Below are 23859 nucleotides of genomic sequence, written 5' to 3' on the forward strand. Positions count from 1 at the left end.
GAATTACCTCCAAAATCACATCTTTTACAATGATTCAATATCTCAATTTCTTTGTTTTCAAAAGAAGTTTGAACAAAATTAAAATGAATTTATCCTAAATGCACAACAGGTTTTTGTATTACAAAATCATTCTCTCACAATAAATGTTTTTGTGAATTTTTAAGGTCTATATAATGAAGAAGGCTGGAAAAATATTTCCAGCCTTCTTATTTTTCAAAATGCTTATTTAAAATTGTATCCGACGCCGATCAGGAACATGCTGGGTCGGTTGTCGTATCTAATTTCTGTTTCATCGCCCGCCACAAGATCGGAGCCGGCGTTGATGAACTTTCTGCTGTCTTCGGAGAACGCCCCTTCATATCTGGCATTGATTACAAATTTGGAAAGCGTAGCCTGAACGCCAATTTGATAGCCGATGGTGAATTCGTTTTTTGCATCTTCTACAAAACCCCCATAGGTATTGTCGGTTGATAAATTATAGGAAGCAACGGGTCCTGCGAATGCCGCCAATCTCCCCAACAAGAAATTATGCCCAACAAGAACCGGCACATCAATTCTGTTGCTTTTGGCTTCAATCTCGACGTTCTCTGTGGTTTCCACCGTATTTTTAAAAGAGGTGTAGTAGACTTCTGGCATTACGAACCAGCCACTTGCGGGAAAATCTACTTTCGCGGCAATACCCACGTTAAAACCTGCGGCGGTATCGCCATCTGAATCAACGGCGGTATTGACGGCACCCTTGAAATTGTCCCAACTTGCCGAGGAGGTGTTTAAAACGGCGTTGGCTCTCATCCCAAAAGTCACTTGTGAATAAGTGTATAAACTTCCCAAAACACTTATCATGCTAATAAATTTTTTCATCGTCTTCGGATTTTTCGTTAATTAAAGTAGTCTGATTATTTTCTAACATAAACTCTCTAAGCTGCTTGAACAATTCTGATGAATAAACGAAATCTATCAGGTTTTTATTTTTGGCGGTTGTCAGCATGCTTTTGTCTCCTTCCCATTCCTTAATTCCCAATCGGAGGTAGAGAATCTTCTCTCCTATGGTCATTACAGAATTCATATCGTGCGTATTGATAATGGTGGTGGTATTATATTCCTTGGTGATTTCCAGAAGCAGATCGTCAATCACATTGGAGGTGTAAGGATCCAGTCCGGAGTTGGGCTCATCACAAAAAAGATATTTTGGATTGTTGACAATTGCTCTTGCTATGGCAACTCTTTTTTGCATTCCTCCCGAGAGTTCAGATGGATATTTCTTGTTGGCATTCTCGAGATTTACTCTACCGATGACTTCCAGCACCTTTCTTTTCTTTTCGCGATGGGTCAGGTTTGTAAACATATCCAGAGGGAAACTGACATTTTCCTCCACGGTCATCGAATCGAAGAGCGCACTGCCTTGGAAAACCGTCCCTATCTCGGCTCGCAGCCCTTGTTTCTCCTCGCGGGACATTTTCATTATATCTCGTCCGTCGAATAGGATGCTGCCGCCGGATGGTTCATAGACGTTCAAAAGTGATTTGAGGAAAACCGTCTTTCCGGATCCGCTTTGTCCTATTACCAAATTAACCTTTCCTGTTTCAAAAGTGGTTGTGATACCTTTCAGCACCTCCACATCGTTAAAACTTTTTCTGAGTTCCTTTACTTCTATCATTAGCTGAGTAGCATTTGGGTTAATATTAAATCCATCACAATGACGGCGATCATCGTCCAGACTACAGCCTGTGTGCTGGCTCTTCCGACCTCCAGAGATCCACCTTTTACATTATAGCCAAAGTATGCAGGAATCGTTGCAATCAAAAATGCAAAAGCGGCGGTTTTGACAAAGGCATACCAAATAAAATACGTTGGCATATACATCTGTACTCCTGTGATATAATCGGCTTTGGTCCAGTTGCCGGTAGCAATTCCGGTAACATATCCTCCGATGATTCCCACGACAATACTGATGGCTATCAATAGCGGATTAAAAACCACGCTGGCGATTATTTTCGGCAAAATAAGGAAATTTGAAGAATTGACGCCCATAATGTCTAAGGCGTCAATCTGCTCCGTCACACGCATTGTTCCGATGCTGGAGGCAATATAGGATCCCACCTTGCCCGCGAGGATGACGGAGATGATCGTCGGAGAAAATTCCAAAATCAGTACCGCTTTGGTGGCATACCCAATAAAACTGTTGGGAATAGGGAATGACGACGCGCTGAAGTTGTTGTACATCTGGATAGACACGACGGCACCCACAAAGAATGAAGTAAAAAGAACCAGACCAAAAGAATTCACCCCCAAGTCGTAGAACTCTCTGACAAGAAGTTTGAGATAGACGTTTCTTTTTTGCGGTTTTCTGAGTGCCTTGCCCATGAGCAAAACGTATTCTCCTACAGATACAAATAGTTGTTTTAGCATAAAACAAAAGTAGTTTTTTTTCGTATAAATATCAGCGCGCATTTTTGTCGCCAACAATTATGAGAAATAAAGTTTTCAAGATGATAACAATATCCATGCTAAAACTCCAGTTTTTCACATAAAACGTATCTGCGAGAATTCTTTTTTTCATTCCGATTCTCATGTCTCCCTCGTCACCGCGCAAGCCGCTCACTTGTGCCAAGCCCGTAATGCCCGGTTTTACCATGCTGCGCAAGCTGTATCTGCTGATCTTGGGCTTGTAAAAATCATCTACGAGAAGCATATGAGGGCGCGGTCCCACGACGGACATTTCTCCCCGCAGGACATTGATGAATTGGGGCATCTCGTCCAAACTGCTTCTTCGCAGAAATTTGCCTATTCTGGTGATCCGTTCATCGTTGACCTCTGTCGTCCTATCGGAACTGTTCCCGTTGCACTTCATCGTTCTAAACTTAATACAGTTAAAAACCTCATTGTGAAATCCATATCTTTTCTGAACAAAAAATATCGCGCCTTTGGCGTCATCCAGTTTAATTAATATCATAATAATCGGAAACAACCAAGAACATATTCCTACTAAAATGATTAGCGAAAATAGGACATCAAAGATTCTTTTGATAACAGCATTGGTAAAAAAATCCAGCGGAAACTTGGCCGGAGACAACACGGGAACCGTCTCTATGTAGTTGAATTCATATTCAAAAAAATCATTTTGAATGATGTTCGGAACTAGGGAAATCTTCACTTTATTCAGTTCTGCCTGGCGGAAAAGATGGTTCTCAAAAGACTGATCCAGACGATTTTCCGATGGTAAAAAAATAGTGTGAATGCCATTATCTTTCCAAAATTTTATAATCTTTTGAAGATCGTAGTCCTTTGCCGGATAGTCGTAAAGGCGGTAGCCATAGTCTTTTCTTTGTTTGATAATTTCTTTAAGAATATCGGTGGAAGCATTCTCGCCGATAAACATCACATTCCGATGATTGATCCCGATGCTTCGCATATATTTCAACAAGAAATAGATGAAACTTTTAATCGGGATCACAACCAGTAGAAGGATTCCTGCCAGATAGAAGCGTTCGGTTTTCAGAAAGTTGTTGTTGCTTACTTTGCCCAAGAGAACGACGCCTATAAAAAAGAAAAAAACATGAATAAGTATTCTTTCCAGAAAAATGGTGTAGGTCAGATTCCGCGGAATATGGTACAATTTGGTTCTGCCACTCAGCAGAAGCCAGAAAAAACAAAGAAGCAATATGGAGAGAAGATTCTGCTCCAGCGTTTCGGAATCATATTTTATTTCGAAATTTTGAAAGTAATAAAAACAAAAAACAGCCGCTACAAGAATCAGATCTAATAGGATCACAAATGTTTTAAAATATCTGGAATACCGAAGGCGCTGCATAAATCAAAGTTAAGGAATATTAAGATACTTATGCGTTTGGATGGAAGATCGCCATTTCGGATTTTGCAAAATGAAATCTGTAATTTTTGGATACATCAGATCGCGCCTGCTCCATTCGCTCTGAAGATAGAGTTCGCAATTTTCAGTCACTTTATGGCCTTGCTCCTCGGCAAATTTGAAGTCATTATGATTAAAAATGATCATTTTCAGTTCGCTTGCAACATTATAAATATCCGCTAAGGGAAGTCCGGTCTTTTTAGGCGAGAGCGTGATCCAGTCGAGCTTTCCACTCATCGGATAGGCGCCGGAAGTTTCGATGTGGATGGTGCAACCCAGCTCTTTCAGTTTCGCGGTCAGAATATCCAACTTCCACATCAGTGGTTCGCCACCTGTCAAAACGATGGTTTTGCAATGTTTTGCCGCCGTTTCAGCAATTTCCTCGGCGTTCATCAGCGGATGAAGCTTTGGGTCCCAACTTTCTTTGACATCGCACCAATGGCAACCCACATCGCAACCGCCCAAACGAATGAAATAAGCCGCCTTGCCAGCGTGAAATCCTTCGCCCTGAATGGTGTAAAAATGCTCCATCACGGGGAGCATTTTTCCTTCTTTTAATAAGATGTCTTCTTGTTCTTTAGTCATTATCCTCTCGCTAAATCCCTCTCCAAAAGGAGAGGACTCTGTCGGCTTCTCCTAAAATTGAGGTATTCTTTTTAAAAATTAATCATTATAAACAGAGGTTTTGTAGGCAATGAGCGTGTTTTTCATCAGCATCGCCCGGGTCATCGGCCCTACGCCTCCGGGTACCGGCGTGATCCAACCGGCCTTCTGGGCGCAGCTTTCAAAATCCACATCGCCAGCCAGATGGTAGCCTTTTTCGGAATCGTCGTCCACGCGGGTGATTCCTACATCGATGATGACAGCGCCTTGTTTGATCATATCTCCTTTTAGGAAATTGGGATCGCCCAAAGCAGTTATCACGATGTCGGCTTTTTTAGTATATTCTTCTATCCGTTCTGTGTACGAATGCGTTAGCGTCACGGTAGAATTTCCCGGGAAGTCTTTTCTTCCCATCAAGATGCTCATTGGTTTGCCAACAATACGGCTTCTGCCGATGATGACACAATCTTTACCTTTGGTTTCGATGCTATATCTCTCCAACAAAGTCAGAATTCCAAATGGGGTTGCCGGCAAAAATGTATCCATTTCCAAAGCCATTTTCCCAAAATTCTCGGGGTGAAAACCGTCCACATCTTTTCTGGGGTCAATGGCCATAATGATCTTTTCTTGGTCGATTTGCTTTGGAAGCGGCAACTGAACGATGAATCCATCAACGGCTTTTGATTTATTCAGTTCATCAATTTTCTCCAATAACTCCGATTCTGAAACCGTACTCGGAAATTTTATTAATGAAGAAGTGAAACCAACTTCCCGACAGTCTTTCACTTTACTATTAACGTAAGCCTGGCTTGCTCCGTTGTTTCCCACGAGAATGGCAACCAAATGCGGCGCTCTCTTCTTTTGAGCGAGGATCCGGCCTACTTCTTCTTTGATTTCAGCTTTTATCTCTTTTGAAACTTTCAGTCCATCTAGAATTTGTGCCATTTTTGTTGCTTTTACTTTTTAGATTTTATTATTAAGGATATTTTTCGGGATCTTGATGGGTGCAGAAAACGGAGAGAATATAAACTGTTTTCTTTAATTCATCGATACGAAAAAGAATGATGTATGGATATTTTGGAAATGGCAAGACTCTCACATTCAAATATCTTCTTTCATAAAAAGGATTTAACCTAAGTTTCTTGTACGAATCCAAAAGCTGTTTTTTGAAAGATTTACCTGCTGATTTAGAAAATTCAGCATAATATTCAAAAGCATGATCTATTTCTTTTTCTGCTTCAGGAGAAATGACGATTTTATATGCCATGCTTAGCCGAAATTTTTTTCAGAGATTCAAAAGCATCCAAATATGTATTTTCATTCTCCCGTAATCTCTCATCTATCACCCTTTTCATTTCATCTGTCAATTCAAAATCGTCCTCGTCCGATTTTTCAAAACGGATTTTCATTTTCTTAAGAAAAGTTTCTACCAAAGTTTCCTCTTCTTTGTCTTTCAATTGGATTGTGATCTGTGTCATAGCATTAAATTTTAATCAAAATTAATGAAAACCCTCTTTTTTTTACTTATTTCTTTTATAATAATTAATAAGTCCGTTTGTAGAACTGTCGTGCGTTTCCACTTTGGCTTCGCTTTCCAGCTCAGGAATGATTTTTCCGGCCAATACTTTTCCTAATTCTACCCCAAATTGGTCGAAGCTGAAAATATTCCAGATCACACCCTGAACGAAAATTTTATGCTCGTACAAGGCAATTAATTGCCCTAAAGTAAACGGTGTCAATTCTTTGAACAAAAAGGAGTTGGTCGGCGTATTTCCCACGAAAACTTTATACGGTAATAAAAACTCGGTTTCTTCCTCGGATTTTCCGGACGTTTTCAGTTCGCTGAATACCTCCTCTTCCGTCTTCCCAAAGGCCAAAGCCTCTGTCTGCGCAAAAAAGTTGGCCAGCAATATTTCCTGATGTTCGCCCACTTCGTTCAACGATTTGGCGTAGGCGATGAAGTCTGCCGGCACCAATTCGGTTCCTTGATGAATTAGCTGATAAAACGCGTGTTGGCCATTGGTTCCCGGTTCTCCCCAAATGATGGGTCCCGTTTCGTATTCTACAAATTCGCCGTTTCTGTCCACCGATTTTCCATTGCTTTCCATATCACCTTGCTGCAGATAGGCCGCAAAACGGTCAAGATATTGAGAGTATGGCAAGATGGCATAAGTGCCTGCGGCAAAAATGTTGCGATACAAAATTCCTAAAAGCCCCATCAAAACGGGAACATTTCTTTCGAACGGTTCTGTACGGAAATGGCAATCGGTGTCGTGGGCGCCTCTGAGCAATTGTTCGAAGTTTCCGTAGCCCACAGATAAAACGATGCTCAAACCTATGGCGCTCCAAAGTGAATAGCGGCCGCCAACCCAGTCCCAGAATTCGAAGATGTTTTCTTCCGCAATGCCAAATCCTTTAACCGCCTCAATATTAGTAGATAACGCCACGAAATGTTTCTCGATATCGGCTTCGGCAGCACCGGATTTCAGGAACCATTTTTTTGCAGAATTCGCATTGGTCATCGTCTCTTGGGTTGTGAATGTTTTGGAGGCAATGATGAAAAGTGTGGTTTCGGGATTCAGCTTTTTGACCACCTCCACCAAGTGATTGCCATCCACATTGGAAACAAAGTGAACATCCAATCTGGTTTTGAAATGCTTCAGCGCAGAGCAGACCATCACGGGTCCAAGATCGGAGCCTCCAATTCCAATATTGACAACATCCGTAATCTCTTTCCCTGTAAAACCCTTGTGAGAACCAGAAATCACAGATTCCGAAAAAGTTTTCATCTGGTTCAAAACCTTTTTGATGCCGGGTTTGATATCTTTTCCGTCAACTAAAATTTCTTTATCAGAAAAATCTCTCAAGGCCGTGTGTAGAACAGCTCTGTCTTCTGTTTCGTTAATCTTGTCTCCGGTGAACATTTTTTCGATCGCCGTTTCCAATTGGGTTTCTTTCGCTAGATTCAGCAATAATTCGATGGTTTTAGAATCAACCAAGTTTTTGGAATAATCGAAGAGATAATTTTCTGTTTCCAGCGAAAATTCTTTGAAGCGGTTTTCGTTATATTGGAAAAGAGTCCTCAGTTCGAAATCGTGGGTGGCAAAGTGGACTTCTAAAGCTTTCCAGGCGGTAGTCGTTAGGGGATTTATTTTTGGCAGCATATTAATTCTTGATCTTAGGTTGTAGCGTTTAAAATTCTGAAATAAACATATTATAGATCATTTATTATTCTAATTTTTGCATTTTAAATGATTCTACAAAGATTTGCAAATTTAAGAAAAAAATAAGCCACATCTTTTTGATTCGTCTCTTTGTTATCAAATGTTAAACTGTCTTAATATTAGTTGTGGTAAAATATTTAAATTAAACTTAACTTTACAATCAAAATAAGCTTATGGATGATTTTTTAGCTGCACGTTCTCAGATGGCAATTTCGCTGGGCTTTCACATCATATTTTCGTGTGTCGGGATGGTGATGCCTTTTCTGATGGCCTTTTCTCATTACAAATATCTCAGGACCAACGACGAAGTTTACAAAGGGCTTACAAAAGCTTGGAGCAAAGGCGTGGCGATTCTGTTTGCCACCGGCGCCGTTTCCGGGACGATGCTGTCTTTTGAGTTAGGTCTTCTGTGGCCCAAGTTTATGGAACACGCGGGTCCTATTTTCGGGATGCCTTTTTCACTGGAAGGAACGGCTTTTTTCATAGAAGCGATTGCGATTGGTTTCTTTCTTTACGGATGGGAAAAGTTCAACAAATGGTTCCATTGGTTTTGCGGCGTTATCGTCGGCGTCAGCGGTCTGGCCTCGGGAATTCTTGTTGTAGCAGCGAATGCGTGGATGAACAGTCCGGCAGGTTTCGATTATATTAATGGAAAATATGTGAACATCGATCCTATAAAAGCGATGTTCAACGAGGCTTGGTTTCCGCAGTCGTTCCACATGTCTGTGGCGGCATTTGCAGCCACAGGATTTGCAGTGGCGGGCATTCACGCTTTGATGATATTGAAAAAAAGAAATGTTAATTTTCACACAAAGGCTTTCAAAATTTCTGCCGGCTTTGCAGTGTTCGGCGCATTGTTGGCGCCTATCAGTGGCGATATTGCCGCTAAATCTGTAGCAAAAAGGCAGCCCATAAAATTAGCGGCAATGGAGGCGCATTTCGAAACCGAAAAAGGTGCAAGTTTCGTCATTGGCGGCATTCCGGATGAGGAAAACGAACAGATAAAATACGCCATCAAAGTCCCCAAGTTTCTTAGCTATCTGGCTACCGGCGACTTCAATTCGGAAGTAAAAGGCCTTAAAGATTTTCCGAAAGACGAATGGCCACCGGTTGCCGTCGTTCATTATGCTTTTCAAATTATGGTATTTTTCGGAACCGTGATGATGATCATTGGCATTTTGTATCTTATTGCCAGTTTCTGGAAAAAGCATTGGCTTATAAAGCCGTGGTTTCTAAAAACTTTCGTAGTTGCAATTCCTTTTGGATACATCGCTCTTGAGGCCGGCTGGACAGTGACGGAAGTTGGCAGGCAGCCGTGGATAATTTACGGAATAATGAGAACTATAGATGCTGTGACACCGATGCCCGGCATCCGGTACTCTTTTTACTTTTTCACACTAGTCTTCATTTCGCTATCCTTAATTATTGTTTTTTTATTAGTGAGGCAAATCAAAATGGTTCCGAAACTGTACGACCCTACCGATCCAAATTATAAATCAAAAAATCAAATAAAATGATCTATGTTGTAATTGCTTTTCTTTGGGTTTCTATCTGCTTATATTTGATTATGGGGGGTGCCGATTTTGGAGTTGGCATCATAGAACTATTCTCGAGAAAATCTTACCGGGAGCGTACAAAATCAATTATGCTCAAGTCGATTGCTCCGATATGGGAAGCCAACCATATGTGGCTGATAATTGCCATTGTAATACTGTTTGTTGGTTTCCCCACTATTTATGCTACTGTTTCCACCTATCTTCATATTCCTTTAGCCTTGATGCTGGTCGGAATTATTGCGCGCGGAACAGCCTTTACATTTCGAAGTTACGATGCGGTGCAAGACGACTGGCAAAAACTTTATACTCAGATCTTTTATTATTCCAGTCTTTTGACTCCTTTTTTTCTGGGCGTCATTGGAGCTGCTACCATTTCCAGATCCATCAATCCTGATGCGAAAGATTTTTTGAGTTTGTACATTTTTAGCTGGCTCACCTGGTTTGGAGTTTGTGTCGGTCTTTTTACCGCAGCGCTCTGTGCCTACTTGGCTGCCATCTTTTCTCTTCATCAGGCCAGATTCAGTGATTCCTTACCGATTATGATACGTAAGACCGGCCAAACAGCTTTCTACGTGGTGATTACCGGCTTGCTGGTTTTTGTGAGCGCTTATTATTCCGATATTCCTTTGCTGAGTTGGATCTTTTCGAAAGCATTGGGAATCGTGGCAATCACATTAGCCACAGTCAGTTTGCTTTTTACAAATGATGCCATAAAAACACATAAATTTATTCTGGCTCGGTTCTTAGCGGGCTTTCAAATTGTAATGATTTTGGTTGCCGCAACCTATCAACACAATCCTGATGTTATCCTGTTTGCAAACGGCACTTCTCTCTCTCTTTTTGATGAAAGTGCTGCTCCCAATACCATTGAGATGTTGGGCTGGGCATTACTTTTGGGAAGTATTTTTATCCTGCCGTTTCTTTTCTATTTGATCATATCCTTCGAAAGGCAAAGCAAAACCAACCAATAGGAGTACGAGGAATAAAAGAACTACATAATCGATATTTTCTATATTGGTCTTAATTTTGATAGTAAAACAGTTAATAATTTAAAATAAACTCTTATGAAAAAACTACTGTTGACAATCGCACTATGTGCCGGAGTACTCTCGTATGCGCAGGCATGGACGGGAAAAGGGGACCAGAAGCTACAAGTCGGGCTGAGTGCATGGGGAAACGGAACCGGGATTACGGGAACGTACGATTATGGTTTATCCAAAATCGTCTCCTTGGGAGGAGGTGCCAACTTCTACTTTAGCGATTATAAGGACGACAATGAAGACAATAATTTCTTTATCTTTGGCCGGGTCAATTTTCATTTGCAAGATCCGCTGAGTCTTCCCAGCGAATGGGATATTTATCCCGGTGTAGATCTTGGGCTGTTGGGTGAGGAGTTTGGGCTGGGCGTCCGTCTGGGCGTCCGATATTTCTTCAATGAAAATATTGGCGCTTACATCGAAGCCGGAAACAACGGAAGCATTGGTGTTTCTTTCAATTTTTGATCGAATAATTCTAATCTATCAGAAGCAACTCAAAAAAAGGGTTGCTTTTTGTTTTTCATTTTGCAAACAAAGCCAAATGCCCGCCATCTCACGACTAAAAAATCCGTCCTTCTGTATTCTTACAGATAATCATCTGAATATTTGTCCTATTTTCCCAACAATAAAGGTCACTTCAGACGGGAACGCGCCAGATGAAATACATTGGTATAGTTTCTGACTAAAATGATTACCTTTGACAACTTATAAATCTAACCTTAGTCAATGACACTTACTCAAATATTCCAATTCATATTAAGTATATCTATACTCGTAACCCTGCACGAAATCGGTCATTTTTTACCCGCCCGATGGTTCAAAACCAGAGTAGAAAAATTCTTTTTGTTTTTCGATATTGGTTTTTCGCTTTTTGCTATGAAAAAGATCAACGGAAAATGGGAGTATAAATTCCTTTCCAAAAACCAGCCTACCGAAGAAGAAGTCATCGTAGACGGAAAAAAAGTAGTACGGCCCATAGATATTTCCAAACTGCCCGACAACGACTGGCGAAAACACGGCGGCGTGAAATACGGCCTCGGATGGTTGCCACTCGGTGGATATGTGAAAATCGCCGGAATGGTGGACGAAAGTATGGATATCGAGCAATTAAAAAAACCCGCAGAACCTTGGGAATTCCGGAGCAAACCGGCGTGGCAGCGGTTGATTATTATGATGGGCGGCGTGACGGTCAATTTCTTTTTGGCCTGGGCCATCTACTCCTCTCTTTCTTATTTCAAGGGCGAAACCTTCCACGACAATTCGAAATTCGAAAACGGCATCGCAGTTTCTGACGCAGGAAAAAAGATGGGCTTACAAACCGGAGATAAAATCCTGGCCATAGACGGAAAACCCGCGGAAAGAATGGAAACGGCCAGCATCAATATGCTCTTTGCAGATAATGTAACTGTTCTGCGAGGGGGCAAGGAAGTCACTTTCCCTGTCAACGAAGATGGCGTTGCCGAAGTTTTGCACGCCAATGAGGCTAAATTATATTTTATGAACCGCTTCCCCGCTGTGGTAGACAGTTTGGTGCCCAATAAGCCCGCCATCAAAGCCGGATTGAAAAAAGGAGACCGCATCGTTGCCATCAACGGCCAGGAAACCCCGTTTTACGATCAGGTGGGAGAGATTCTTAAAGCCAATAAAGCCGGCAGAGTGCGCTTGGATGTTATCCGAAACGGCAAGCCCATAACGATCACTTCCGAGGTAGATCAGGAAGGGAAAATTGGTTTCGGCTTTGATATGACCGAGGCTCAAAAGTCGCTGGATAAAAGTAAAACCGTAAAAAAATACAGTTTTGCAGAGGCTGTTCCGAGAGGTTTTACACGCACCATTGATGTCTTGACGATGCAGATCAAACAGTTTAAAATCATCTTCAACACCAAAACCCAAGGCTACAAAAAAGTGGGCGGCCCCATTGCCATCATCAAACAAATGCCCGAAACCATCAATTGGGAATTTTTCTGGAGTTTTACCGCGATGTTCTCCGTTTGGCTGGCATTTCTTAATTTGATTCCGATTCCCGGATTAGACGGCGGCCACGTGATGTTTACCTTGTGGGAAATCTTTACCGGCAAGCCCGTTCCCCAAAAAGTTTTGGAAAACGCACAAATGGTGGGCGTGATTTTCTTACTGGGATTGATGCTGTTAATATTTGGAAATGATATTGTTAAATGGATAGCGGAGGCTTTCGCGCAAAAAAGTTGACACAAGGATCGAAAAAAGTTTTGCGATTTTTAAAAAAGTTTCTATATTTGCAAACGCTTACAGCAAAAGGAAATATTCCTCTTTAGCTCAGTCGGTTAGAGCATCTGACTGTTAATCAGAGGGTCGCTGGTTCGAGCCCAGCAAGAGGAGCGCTGAAAATGAGACACTTACAGAAATGTGAGTGTCTTTTTTTATATTTGTCACGAACATTTCACGAACAAAAGTATTTTATTTTAATGCTATTTTTGTGTAAGAATATTTTAGTACGTTATCTATGACTGACTTCTATATCGCAACATATATTCTAATGGTAACCTTTACAATCCTTGTCCCCTTCTATCTTGCAGGGCGGCTTTGGTTTGCGTTCAGTCCGTTTGCGATAAACTATTACTCCAAGGAAAGGGCAAACTGGTATAACGACTGGAACACCCAGCGGTTTTTAATCGTTTTGAATTTATTTTTGGTTTCATTGTCGCTTTCCTTTTTCTGGGGCGGGAAAATACTGGAAGATATCCATGCCGAGAAGATCGACTTTACCCAAATCCTATTCTATATCATTCTTCAAATTCTTGCCGTAATACTGTTCGAGGTAAAAATGGAACACCCATTTAAGCCAATTCAGGCATTCAAAAAATTCAAGAAAAACAGTTATAGCGAAAGGTTTGAGTTCCGAGAAAAGCAAGACGCGGCAGATAAAATAGAACACCATTCCAATGAGCTAAAAAGAGAATTTTTGAAAGTTGGCACTAAGATTTCAAACGAATTAAATAATCAACAAATCATTTTATCTGAAACCAACGAACTCGCAAAACACAACAATAATATCCTACAGGAATCCGATTTTGCTTTTGAAATAAAAAAGAATCCGAATATGGTCATTGATGACATTTTGCGGGATTATTTTATTTCTAAAGATTCCGAGAGGGTTTTATCGGACTTTTTACTGCGGAAGAAAAACTCTGGAAAGATTCTGTTTACAAAGCCTGCAAGGAACGGCGTGAGCGTACAGCCTATTTTGGACTTTTTCTCGACCTTTACTAATGTTATGGAAAGTTGTAAATCCGGCACAATAACCCAAGCCGAAACCTGCAAAATTATCAACGCCGTCACCTCGGCAAAAGACAGGCTCGGAAATATCGCAGAAGAGCCAATAAACAGCAAGAACCTCTCAAAATATCTTTCCAACAGCGATGTTCAGGATGATATATAGTCTAAAATCCAAAAACATTTTCTCTTTAAAAATCATATTTGTCTGATAACCAGAATTATAAAGGCGACAGTTAGTCGCTTTTAATGGTTTATTGACTAAACCATTATCAAACAAAACCTCCTATTGAACGCACATTTCTTTAGGTTGTTTTATTTTACAAAAAACTTTTTAAGTCGCTTTTAGGCGGCTATTTCTTTGGGAAATATCTTGGCCTCAACAAAATTCAACGAAATGAAAGACCAAGAAAGACTAGCTGCGCTAGAAAGCCAAATGTCCACTTTGGTAAACTCGCAAAAAGAGTTTACCTCCAAGGCGCTACAGATGCTCGCCCTCGGAACCAAGAAGATCTATTCCAAGGAAGAGGCCGCGCTGTTCCTCAACCTGGATCCGGACTATCTCTACCAACTCAAACACCACGGCAAACTGAAGGCCTACAAAAAGAAGGGGCAAAAGAAAATCTACTTTCGCAAAGAAGACCTGGAAGCTTATCTTCTGGGGGATAATGTGGAGGAAATACAAAATGATGACTACGATGCATTCGAGCAGGAAATTCTGGAGAGATGGAAGAAATAACCAACAAGCCGGCTGACGAGCAAAAAATCCCAGTACTCTACCAAACCGCTTCCGAGACCACTACCATTTTCGATATGGTGATGAAGTATCTTGAAAGCAAGTATGACCTTCGCTTTAACGCCATCGCCCTGGAGATAGAAATATCGCTCAAGGGAAAGGATGACTGGACAGAGCTAAACATCAACTCCCTTCTGATAGAACTCGTACAGGCCGGGATGCAGATCACCATGCAGAAGCTGGAGATTCTCGTCCGGAGCCACCTGATAAAGAGATACAACCCGATAGCGGAATACTTTATAAAACTCGCGGGCTGGGACGGCGAAGACCATATCCGGAAGCTGGCGGGATTTGTTCGGACCAACGACAGCGAAGCGTTCCGCTACCATCTCGAGAAGTGGCTGACCCGCGCCGTGCTTTGCGCATTGAAGAAAGACTATGTCAACAAGCAGTGCCTCGTGCTGGCAAGCTCCAAACAGAACACGGGCAAAACCACATTCCTGCGGTTCCTCATCCCGGACGGGCTCAGGGATTATTATTCCGAAAATGTCACAGTGGACAAGGACGGCATCATTGCCATCTGCAAAAATTTCATCCTCAATGCGGACGAGCTGGCCGTGCTGTCCAAATCGGATGTCAACACCCTGAAATCCTTCATCTCGATGGGCGGCGCAAAAGTAAGGGTGCCTTACGGACGGAGGCCGGAGAACATGGATAGGATATGTTCCTTTGTTGCTTCCACCAACAGAACAGATTTCCTTACCGACGAGACAGGAAGCGTAAGGTGGCTGGTTTTCGAAGTTTTCAGCATTGATTTCGCCTATGTGGAGGAAATAGACATAGACAAGGTATGGGCGCAGGCGTACCACAATGCTTTTGAAAGAAAAAATTACCAACCGGAAATGACGCTCTCGGACATAGAGGCTAATGAGCTGAGGAACGAGCAGTTTTCCCAGCTTTCACTTGAGCAGGAAATCGTTTCCGCACACTTCGAGAAATCGAAGGACATCAAGGATTTTCTTACGGCGACGGACATCGTTGTGGCAATGAACAACGCCCTGAATTTAAGATTGAACAACATCAAGGTCGGAAAGGCGCTCACCAGGCTCAAGTATGAAAGAATCAAGCATCCGAAACTGCAGGTTTACGGGTACCTGATCCGAAGAAAGATTGACTGAAAGAAAGTTTAAATCCTTGACATTCAATTTATCCTACCTACTTACCTAAGTGGACTTACAGAACTCATTTTCAAATTTTTATGAAGGTAATAAAATAGATAAGACTTTACCTAAACTACCATAGTTAAAGAAGGGGTCCAATTAACAGGTAACAATAAGGTAAGTCATAAAATGATATAACGAACTGATATTCAATGTATAGGTAGGCAGGTATGGAAAAACGGTAAAAATATAACTGGATATAAAGAAATAAATTTTAAAAACACAAAAGATGAACTGCAAACAAGCGAACGAGAATATCAGCATCAAAGAAGTAATGGAAAGTTTTTCTCTATTCCCAAGCAAAGAACATCCGAAAACAGCCTATTATTATGCTATCAATCGACAAGAACGAACGCCAAGTTTATTAGTGAATTATGTGAAAAATATTGCCTTTGATTTTGGCACTGGAAAACAATACGATGTCGTGTCGATAGTTCAGGAGCTCAAACAATGCACTGTATCCGATGCTCTTGAATATCTTTCTCGTTTCGATTTTTCTTATAAAAAGCCGAGTGTGACGGAAGCAATTACTGCTGAAAATACAAATCAAATTCTCGAAGTAAAGGAAGTTATTCACCCGGCATTGTTAGACTATTTGAAATCAAGAAAACTCGAGTCACAAAAATCGGAATTGAGCGAAGTCCACTACCGGATTAACGACAAAAGATATTTCGGGCTCGGTTTTAAAAACGATTCGGGAGGCTACGAAATCCGCAGCAGTTTTTCCAAAATCTGTCTTGGAAAAAAGGATATCACCACGATAAAAAATAATTCTGCAAACCTCAAGGTTTTCGAGGGATTTACCGACTACCTCTCCCTTAAAATTTTAGAACCGGAAAAGACACCTTCCGACTATCTAATTCTGAACTCTGTCGCCATGGTTCACAAGACATCCGGGCTTTTTGGAAATTATAAATCTGTCGAAATGTACTTGGATAACGACCGCGCCGGCGAACAGTGCAGGGATTCAATTTTGAAAATATTCCCGGAGGCAGATGACCGGTCGAATGAATATTTCCCTCATCAAGATCTGAATGATTTCCTGATATCACAGGAAGAAAAGACACTTGAAAATAAGCTTGAAAAAAATCAAACAGCCATCCACGAGTCCGAGGAAAACCGGAATATTTACAGGAGAAAAAGATGAAGATTTATACAAGCCGGGCTGCGCAAAATAAGCACAGGTGGAATGCTCTAAAAAGGCTGGGTAAAAACTTGCCATGTGTCTAGTGCAAAAAGTACCCAATGTTTACAACAAGCGTGGGGCTTGTCGTAAAAATCGGGCTTTTTGGTTTCCTCCTGTCGTCGGAAACACTTGTTTGGAAATGGAATTCAAGCCAGTAATTTATAATCATAAAAAAATTAAACACAAAATAAACACAAGATGAAAAATGACTTTTTAAAACAGTTTGTCAGGCAGATTTCCGAGCAGCAAATTGCAAAGGTTGCAGAAGAAAAAAGAAAGAACCGGTTCCGAGAAATTGGTCGAAAGGGAGGTTTGAAAAAGAAGACGGCGAACCAATTTTCGAAGGTAGTCTCAGTTCGTTTTACCGAAAAGGAGTTTGAGAAAATTCAAAAGGAGGCTGACTTCTACAAACTCAAAATATCAAAATATTTAAGACTGGTTTCAACCGAAAAAGAACTCAAAATAAACGAGTTTCAAACCGACGCGGTTCTGTTGAATTACGGCAACAATTTTATAAGGATATCCAATCTGCTCCGGAACAGAGAATGGAATGAGTTTGAAAACAAGAAAGAGATCCTTGAGGAAATTCAAACCACAACGAGGTTGATCCGGGAATACCTCTACCAACAAATCATCAAGCATGAACAATTCGGCAACGACGAGGAGGATCAGTAAGATCGCGATTGAATACAATGGCAATGACAAAGGCACGGCGGAATGTATTTATTCCAACAACCTGCTTTCAACAATGCCGGAGGAAAGATTTGAAGAGATGAAGATTGTCGCCGAGAGAAATCCGAATGTAAAGAAATGGGCTCTCACAGGTTACATTTCTCCGGCAAAGGAAATTGGCGACATACTGACCAACGACGAATTGAAGGAACTGGCTATAAAATCATTGAAAGATGTGGGACTTACAGAAAATAACCAAATCGTCTTGGATGTCCACAATTCCACGAAGCAGAAACATATCCACTTCATCGTGAACCGCATAGATGTTTATGGTAAATGCACGGTAAAATCTGCCAATATCGGAAAGCGCTTCGGTGAATCAGTGAGAAATGTTTGCAAAGAGATGAACCTGAAAACAGATGTGGAAATAGGGAAAGAGAAAAAGCAGCAGATGCTGAAAGTTCTGCAAAACTGTCTGAAGGTCTCAAGAAATTTTGACGACTTGGTGGATTATATGCGGAGATGTGGTTACAGAGTGACGCTCTCGCAGAATGTGAAGGACGGTATTTCGGGGATGCGGATTGTTAGATTAAAGGACATCAACGACCAAACCCAGAGGCAGTACCATCCAGGTTACAAACTTTCGGAGATCACCAGCAAACTGAAGATTAAGGACATCAAAGAAATCCTAAACCGGAATGCGGAAAACCACCAGTCGGCAATTTTCAGTCAGAGTAATCCGCAAACGAATGAAATAAAACATCCGGAAAAATCAGCCCTCAAGGAGATTGAGAATGCTGTGAAGGAACTCCTCAAACCGAGCTACGCACCGGCGGCAGACGATGAATTGCTGAGGAAAAGAAAAAGAAGGCGATAAGTTTAAAAAAACATCAATAAAAAAAGAAAATGAACAACAACGAATTTAACAACCAGGAGAATACAGAAAATTATTCTTCACAAGATGCAGGCATCGAACTTTTGCACCGCGTCATAGAAAGTAATAAGGCGGTAGAAATTTCGGGGAAGGCGATTTTCCACATGTACTGCGACATCAAGGAGGATGTAAAGAAAATCCAAGCACTGGCACATGAAGAAAATCTAAAACGGCAGGAATTGCTTAAATCCATCCCCAACAATATTATCGCAGAATTATCTCCGGACGTTATAAAGCATCTGGAAAAATTTCATCAGAAATCAGATACAGTTAAATATTGGTTTTTCGGAATCCTGGCTATATTGCTGGTTGCATTTTTTATTTTATCAGCAACTGTTTATCTAGGAAAAATCTGGTACCGCGAAAGCATCCGCACCAAGACCGAGGTTCGAGAGGAAATCCTCAAGGAGATCAAGAATGAAAACAAGGCCATCTATGAAACCGAGCAGGTGAAGCAACTAGAATACAACACTAAGCTGATGAAAAAATGGATGCAGAAAAACCCAAAGGACGCAGAAAAGTTTTTGAAGTTTAAGGAGGGGTATGAGAGTAGGTAGACTAAAAATTATTTGTCCATTCTAAAATAATTCCCTATCTTTGTGCTGTTTACTTACAATGGTCGGAAATTTTAAAATACTGTTGCTTTCCCTTACACTCGCGTTATTTCTGGCGCCAGGGATTTCTCAGGCTTGCAGTACAAAGGAGAAGCAGGTTATTAAAACCGCGACCAGTTCGCAAACTTTCATAAAACAGTCATTCGCACAGATACAGCCGTCTTGCGACAGCGGCGATTGCAAAGATGAGTGCTGTCACCCCAAATCACACAATTGTCAAACGGAAGGATGCTCAGGAAACTGTAGCGGAAACCTTTGCAGTTCTGCTCAATACACTGTTTTAGCGGATAGTAAATTTTTAGAGGATTCTAAAAATGAAGACTCCGGCTATTATAGCAACAATTCCAATTTCTATTATCAGAATCCTCATTACTCCTGTGAATTCCATACCGTTTGGAAACCACCCAAAATAGGGTAATACTTCTTTCTTACAGCCCAAGTTATGTCCGGTCGTGAAGTGTTTTTAACACTTTATCCCTGATGACTTATCAGCGCTGTATATTCCTTTGAACTTCAACTTTTCCTTTAAAAGTAAATCTTTCACAAAAGATTTTCCTTTTGGAGCAAGGACGCTTTTGAAGATCTGAATGTTCGTAAGCAGTTTCTTAACAAGGAAACTTAAAATTAACCTGTAATCTAAAATTTAATGAAAAATATTCTTTTGGGAATACTGGCTTTTGCATCGGTATTTCTCGTTTCCTGCAACAATTCAAAAGCTGAAAACACCCAAATCTCGGTCGCAAAGTTCACCACCGGCGACATTGTTCCGCACGATCAGGTATGTATGGTAAATAACGCCTATATGGGTAAAAAACAACTCGAAGTACAGCACGAAGGTAAAACGTATTACGGCTGCTGCGAAAACTGCAAACTGAGAATCCCGCAGGAAGAAAATGCACGAATGGCATACGATCCGATTTCTCATCAACTCATCGATAAAGCAACCGCAATTATAGCGATATCCGATAAAAACGACAATGTCGTGTACTTCGAAAACAAAGCAAACTACGAAGCCTTTTTTAATAAATAATAAATAACCTTTAAACTTATAAAATAATGAAAATACTAGTATTCAGCCTTTTGGCAATCGGAACATTGGCACTCACTTCTTGTAAAGAAAACAAAGAACAGAAAAGCACTACTGAAACATCCATGCAGCACGATATGAGCATGATGTCTGACAATTCAGCAATGGGCGATATGCCTATGGATGAAAAGGTAACCGTTACCGACGCAAAAAAAACTTCCGCTGACCTCACGGAGCTTTATTCTCATTACACCCATCTTACATTTGCGTTGTCGGGTGATGATGATAAAGAAGCAGTCAATGCTGCTAAGGGGATGTTAGAGGCGCTAACTAAAATAGACAAAAACGGATTTTCCGCTGAACAGAAAAAAGAATTTGCTGAACTCGAAGCAAGCATCAGTGAACACGCCGAGCACATTGCAGATAACGCCGGAAATATTGATCATCAGCGCGAACATCTGGATATAATGAGTGCAGATTTTTACGACCTGTTGAAGGATTTCGGAACTCCAAAGCCGGTGTACAAAGTATTTTGTCCAATGTATAACGATAAAAAAGGCGCTTTTTGGCTTAGCGATTCACGTGAGGTGAAGAATCCTTATTTAGGCAAAGAAATGCTGTCATGTGGCGAGGTTCAGGAAGAAATTAAGTAAAACCGTACAGAACCATGATTCAAAATTTAATCAAACTCTCCCTCCGCAACAGGTATTTCGTTTTGCTGATTGCAATCGGCCTTTTTATCTGGGGTATTTTTGCGGTAAGGGACAATCCCATCGATGCCATTCCGGATCTGAGTGAGAACCAGGTCATCGTTTTTACGGAGTGGATGGGCAGAAGTCCCCAGATTATGGAAGATCAGGTGACTTTCCCTCTGGTCAGCAACCTTCAGGGAATTCCGAAAATTAAGAACATCCGCGCCGCTTCCATGTTTGGGATGAGCTTCGTGTATGTTATTTTCGAAGATAACGTGGACATTTACTGGGCCAGAACCCGGGTACTGGAACGGCTCAACTATGCCCAACGCCTACTCCCGCAAGGCATAACGCCTACGCTCGGACCGGATGGCACCGGCGTTAGTCAAGTCTTCTGGTACCATTTCGATGCACCTAAAATGGATTTGGGAGACCAGCGCGCCCTCCAGGACTGGTATGTGAAATTTGCTCTGCAGACGGTTCCCGGTGTGGCGGAAGTAGCCTCCTTTGGCGGCTTCGAAAAACAGTACCAACTCATTGTAGATCCTGTAAAACTCCAGTACTATAACGTCTCTCTGATGGATGTGATGAACAAAGTGAAAGCCAACAATAATGATGTGGGCGGACGTAAATTTGAAGTGGCTGATATGGCCTATGTCATTCGCGGTCTTGGTTACGTCAAGAACGTAGCCGATATTGAAGAAATTGCTTTGGGAAATTACAACGGTATTCCCGTGCGGGTCAAAGATATTGGCTCTGTGCAGATGGGTGGTGATTTGCGTCTGGGTATTTTTGATGCAAACGGTGAAGGCGAAGTCGTGGGCGGTATCGTAGTGGCACGGTATGGCGAAAATACAGATAAGGTCATCAACGATGTGAAAGAGAAAATGAAGGACGTTGAAAAAGGACTCCCTGAAGGTGTCACCTTCAAGACATCGTACGACCGCAGTATCCTTATTGAAGGGGCAATAGACAATATCAAATTCAAGCTGATCGAAGAGATCATCGTGGTCGCTATCATTGTTATTCTGTTCCTGTTCCACTGGCGAAGTGCATTAAGTATCATTATTCAGATTCCGGTCACCATTGCCATCAGCTTTATTCTGCTCAATGCGTTTGGACTTTCCTCCAATATTATGTCGCTTACCGGAATTGCACTGGCAATTGGGGTGATCGTTGATAACGGAATTATCATGTCCGAAAATGCCTATAAAAATCTCTCCGATTGGCAGAACCATCAACAAAATAAAAACCCATAACAATGAAAACCAACTGGTTAAAAAATATATTCAGAAAGAAAGATAAGGAGAAAGAAAGTTACGTTAAAATTCCCGAAGACATTCGGATGAAGATTATCGAAAAATCATCCTTACAGGTATCCAGAGGCGTATTTTTTTCTACGGTGATTATCGTGGTTTCTTTTCTCCCCGTATTTATGTTGACAGGTCAGGAAGGTAAACTTTTTCACCCGTTAGCGTACACCAAAACTTTTATCCTGATCGTTGATGCGATCTTGGTACTTACCCTTGCGCCGGTACTTATCTCCTTTTTTATGAAGGGAAAGTTTAAAGACGATAATAAAAACCCAATAAACAGTGGCTTGCAGCGGGTGTACGAACCCATCATTCGCTGGTGCATGGAATGGAGAAAAACAACGCTTGGCATTAATATTCTTGCTCTTTTGGTCAGCATCCCTTTAATTATGAATCTGGGACGCGAGTTTATGCCACCTTTGGATGAAGGATCTCTGCTCTTTATGCCGGTCACTTTGCCTGATATTTCGAACTCCGAAGCCAAAAGATTACTGCAGGTGCAGGATAAAATCATTAAAGGAGTTCCGGAGGTGGATCATGTCCTCGGAAAAGCCGGAAGAGCCAACACGGCGACAGATAATTCAGCCATCTCCATGATTGAAACCATTATTTTGTTGAAACCGCAAAGCGAATGGCGCGACGGCCTTACAAAAGATGATCTCATCAATGAGCTGAATGCCAAACTGCAGATTCCCGGCGTAACCAATGGCTGGACCATGCCGATTACCAACCGGATCAATATGCTTTCAACAGGGATTAGAACGGATGTGGGCGTAAAAGTGTACGGACAGAACCTGGACAGTATCGCGGTCCTTTCCGAAAAAATAAAAAAGGAACTCACCGGTATTGAAGGAATAAAAGACATGTACGTAGAACCCATTACCGGCGGAAAATATGTGGAAATTGAAGTGAAACGCGAAGAAATAGGAAGATACGGCCTAAGTGTGGATGATGTAAATGCCGTCGTGGAAAGTGCGCTCGGCGGAATGAGACTCACCACCACCGTGGAAGGCCGACAGCGCTTTTCGGTAAATGCCAGATACGGCCAGGATTTCAGAAATAGTGTGGAATCTCTGAGAAGACTCCCAATGCAGACGATGGAATTTGGTTCCATTCCGCTAAGTGCAGTGGCTGACATTCGTCTTACAGAAGGACCACCACAGATCAATTCTGAAAATGCAATGTTGCGTGGATCTGTTCTATTCAACGTACGCGACCGGGATTTAGGCAGTACCGTAAAAGAAGCCCAGGAAAAACTCAACAGCATGGTCACCAAAATGCCTAAAGGCTATTTCGTGGAATGGAGCGGCCAGTATGAAAACCTGATTCGGGGTGAGCAGACCTTAAAAATGATTATGCCACTGGTATTGGTCGTGATTTTCCTCTCCATGTATTTTGCATTCAATTCTTACCGCGAAGCTTTTTTTAATCTCATCAGTATTCCTTTTGCCTTAATCGGCGGCGTATTCATGATTTCGATTTGGGGGGTGAACCTTTCCGTAGCAGTAGCAGTAGGATTTATTGCCCTATTCGGACTTGCGGTAGAAACCGGAATTGTTATGGTCATTTACCTGAACGATGCCATGATTCAGCTTATTGCCAAAAATGGCAACTCACGGGAGACCATTACCAATGAAGAACTTCGGGAGTACGTCATTAATGGAGCAGCCAAAAGATTAAGACCTAAAATTATGACAGTGTGTGTTACCCTTTTTGGACTGGTTCCCATCCTGTGGAGTCACGGCGTTGGAAGTGATATGATGAAACCAATCGTATTACCGATGGTGGGTGGCGTTTTTACTTCCGCAATTCACATCCTTTTGGTAACACCTGTTATCTTTTATATGCAGAAAGAGTGGGAACTGAACAAACTGGGGAAAATTGACGTCCTCGACGCTTCCCATTAATCCTTAAATGATTACAAA

The 23859-nt window shown here is 41.6% G+C and carries 25 protein-coding genes and 1 tRNA gene; 17 read left to right on the forward strand and 9 right to left on the reverse strand.

All coding sequences use genetic code 11. From position 1 onward, the window contains the following. Positions 1 to 222: 222 nt before the first annotated feature. From DTW91_RS01540 to pgi, 9 genes are all read right to left on the reverse strand, one after another. Positions 223 to 861, reverse strand: coding sequence for an outer membrane beta-barrel protein (locus DTW91_RS01540; RefSeq protein WP_125201666.1), 639 nt, complete (start codon positions 859 to 861; stop codon positions 223 to 225). Then, complete coding sequence (locus DTW91_RS01545; protein WP_125201667.1) at positions 845 to 1657, reverse strand: ABC transporter ATP-binding protein; 813 nt, start codon at positions 1655 to 1657, stop codon at positions 845 to 847. Before DTW91_RS01545 ends, DTW91_RS01540 begins: the two co-directional genes overlap by 17 nt. Then, on the reverse strand, positions 1657 to 2409 hold the full coding sequence (locus DTW91_RS01550; protein ID WP_125201668.1) for an MlaE family ABC transporter permease: 753 nt from the start codon (positions 2407 to 2409) through the stop codon (positions 1657 to 1659). Before DTW91_RS01550 ends, DTW91_RS01545 begins: the two co-directional genes overlap by 1 nt. A gap of 31 nt (positions 2410 to 2440) precedes the next feature. Next, on the reverse strand, positions 2441 to 3811 hold the full coding sequence (locus DTW91_RS01555; RefSeq protein ID WP_125201669.1) for an exopolysaccharide biosynthesis polyprenyl glycosylphosphotransferase: 1371 nt from the start codon (positions 3809 to 3811) through the stop codon (positions 2441 to 2443). Between the two features lie 9 nt (positions 3812 to 3820). Then, a complete protein-coding gene (locus DTW91_RS01560; RefSeq protein WP_125201670.1) occupies positions 3821 to 4453 on the reverse strand; it encodes a 7-carboxy-7-deazaguanine synthase QueE in 633 nt (210 codons plus the stop codon). Positions 4454 to 4531: 78 nt separating this feature from the next. Next, a complete protein-coding gene (locus tag DTW91_RS01565) occupies positions 4532 to 5416 on the reverse strand; it encodes a bifunctional 5,10-methylenetetrahydrofolate dehydrogenase/5,10-methenyltetrahydrofolate cyclohydrolase (RefSeq protein ID WP_125201671.1) in 885 nt (294 codons plus the stop codon). 31 nt (positions 5417 to 5447) lie between these two features. Next, complete coding sequence (locus DTW91_RS01570; RefSeq protein WP_125201672.1) at positions 5448 to 5738, reverse strand: type II toxin-antitoxin system RelE/ParE family toxin; 291 nt, start codon at positions 5736 to 5738, stop codon at positions 5448 to 5450. Next, positions 5728 to 5949, reverse strand: a complete 222-nt coding sequence (locus DTW91_RS01575) for a hypothetical protein (protein WP_125201673.1) — start codon at positions 5947 to 5949, stop codon at positions 5728 to 5730. The genes DTW91_RS01570 and DTW91_RS01575 overlap by 11 nt, the downstream gene beginning before the upstream one ends. A 42-nt stretch (positions 5950 to 5991) precedes the next feature. Continuing rightward, complete coding sequence (pgi, locus tag DTW91_RS01580) at positions 5992 to 7635, reverse strand: glucose-6-phosphate isomerase (RefSeq protein WP_125201674.1); 1644 nt, start codon at positions 7633 to 7635, stop codon at positions 5992 to 5994. A gap of 233 nt (positions 7636 to 7868) precedes the next feature. Here pgi and DTW91_RS01585 point away from each other — a divergent pair, with 233 nt between their 5' ends. From DTW91_RS01585 to DTW91_RS12925, 17 genes are all read left to right on the forward strand, one after another. Further along, positions 7869 to 9212, forward strand: a complete 1344-nt coding sequence (locus tag DTW91_RS01585; protein WP_125201675.1) for a cytochrome ubiquinol oxidase subunit I — start codon at positions 7869 to 7871, stop codon at positions 9210 to 9212. After that, positions 9209 to 10222 (forward strand): cytochrome d ubiquinol oxidase subunit II, encoded by a 1014-nt coding sequence (locus tag DTW91_RS01590; RefSeq protein ID WP_125201676.1) that lies wholly within the window; start codon positions 9209 to 9211, stop codon positions 10220 to 10222. The genes DTW91_RS01585 and DTW91_RS01590 overlap by 4 nt, the downstream gene beginning before the upstream one ends. A 93-nt stretch (positions 10223 to 10315) precedes the next feature. Beyond that, a complete protein-coding gene (locus tag DTW91_RS01595; RefSeq protein ID WP_125201677.1) occupies positions 10316 to 10753 on the forward strand; it encodes a DUF6646 family protein in 438 nt (145 codons plus the stop codon). Positions 10754 to 11014: 261 nt separating this feature from the next. Further along, positions 11015 to 12496, forward strand: coding sequence for an RIP metalloprotease RseP (gene rseP / locus DTW91_RS01600; RefSeq protein ID WP_125201678.1), 1482 nt, complete (start codon positions 11015 to 11017; stop codon positions 12494 to 12496). Positions 12497 to 12572: 76 nt separating this feature from the next. After that, a tRNA-Asn gene (locus tag DTW91_RS01605) sits at positions 12573 to 12646 on the forward strand. Between the two features lie 124 nt (positions 12647 to 12770). Next, the gene (locus tag DTW91_RS01610; protein WP_125201679.1) at positions 12771 to 13706 is read left to right on the forward strand and encodes a hypothetical protein; all 936 of its coding nucleotides are present in this window, start codon (positions 12771 to 12773) and stop codon (positions 13704 to 13706) included. Positions 13707 to 13901: 195 nt separating this feature from the next. Next, the gene (locus DTW91_RS01615) at positions 13902 to 14279 is read left to right on the forward strand and encodes a helix-turn-helix domain-containing protein (RefSeq protein ID WP_072997149.1); all 378 of its coding nucleotides are present in this window, start codon (positions 13902 to 13904) and stop codon (positions 14277 to 14279) included. After that, positions 14267 to 15454: a VapE domain-containing protein gene (locus tag DTW91_RS01620; RefSeq protein WP_125201680.1), complete on the forward strand. Its 1188-nt coding sequence runs from the start codon at positions 14267 to 14269 to the stop codon at positions 15452 to 15454. Before DTW91_RS01615 ends, DTW91_RS01620 begins: the two co-directional genes overlap by 13 nt. A gap of 271 nt (positions 15455 to 15725) precedes the next feature. Then, positions 15726 to 16643: a toprim domain-containing protein gene (locus DTW91_RS01625; protein ID WP_125201681.1), complete on the forward strand. Its 918-nt coding sequence runs from the start codon at positions 15726 to 15728 to the stop codon at positions 16641 to 16643. Positions 16644 to 16880: 237 nt separating this feature from the next. Next, positions 16881 to 17357, forward strand: coding sequence for a plasmid mobilization protein (locus DTW91_RS01630; RefSeq protein WP_078704756.1), 477 nt, complete (start codon positions 16881 to 16883; stop codon positions 17355 to 17357). Beyond that, positions 17323 to 18231, forward strand: coding sequence for a relaxase/mobilization nuclease domain-containing protein (locus DTW91_RS01635; protein WP_125201682.1), 909 nt, complete (start codon positions 17323 to 17325; stop codon positions 18229 to 18231). The genes DTW91_RS01630 and DTW91_RS01635 overlap by 35 nt, the downstream gene beginning before the upstream one ends. 29 nt (positions 18232 to 18260) lie before the next feature. Then, positions 18261 to 18845 carry a hypothetical protein gene (locus tag DTW91_RS01640; protein WP_125201683.1) on the forward strand — a complete coding sequence of 195 codons (585 nt, stop codon included), beginning with the start codon at positions 18261 to 18263 and terminating at the stop codon, positions 18843 to 18845. A 58-nt stretch (positions 18846 to 18903) separates the two neighbouring features. Next, positions 18904 to 19320 carry a hypothetical protein gene (locus tag DTW91_RS01645; RefSeq protein WP_125201684.1) on the forward strand — a complete coding sequence of 139 codons (417 nt, stop codon included), beginning with the start codon at positions 18904 to 18906 and terminating at the stop codon, positions 19318 to 19320. 228 nt (positions 19321 to 19548) lie between these two features. After that, a complete protein-coding gene (locus tag DTW91_RS01650) occupies positions 19549 to 19932 on the forward strand; it encodes a hypothetical protein (protein WP_069797733.1) in 384 nt (127 codons plus the stop codon). Positions 19933 to 19958: 26 nt separating this feature from the next. Further along, entirely contained in the window at positions 19959 to 20582 is a 624-nt protein-coding gene (locus DTW91_RS01655) for a DUF3347 domain-containing protein (protein WP_125201685.1), read from the forward strand. Positions 20583 to 20596: 14 nt separating this feature from the next. Then, positions 20597 to 21880 carry an efflux RND transporter permease subunit gene (locus DTW91_RS12920; RefSeq protein WP_125201686.1) on the forward strand — a complete coding sequence of 428 codons (1284 nt, stop codon included), beginning with the start codon at positions 20597 to 20599 and terminating at the stop codon, positions 21878 to 21880. A 2-nt stretch (positions 21881 to 21882) separates the two neighbouring features. Next, positions 21883 to 23841, forward strand: a complete 1959-nt coding sequence (locus DTW91_RS12925; RefSeq protein ID WP_125201687.1) for an efflux RND transporter permease subunit — start codon at positions 21883 to 21885, stop codon at positions 23839 to 23841. The last annotated feature ends 18 nt before the right edge of the window (positions 23842 to 23859 follow it).

The sequence above is a fragment of the Chryseobacterium sp. SC28 genome (genome assembly GCF_003932955.1).
In the GTDB taxonomy this organism is placed as follows: Bacteria; Bacteroidota; Bacteroidia; order Flavobacteriales; family Weeksellaceae; genus Epilithonimonas.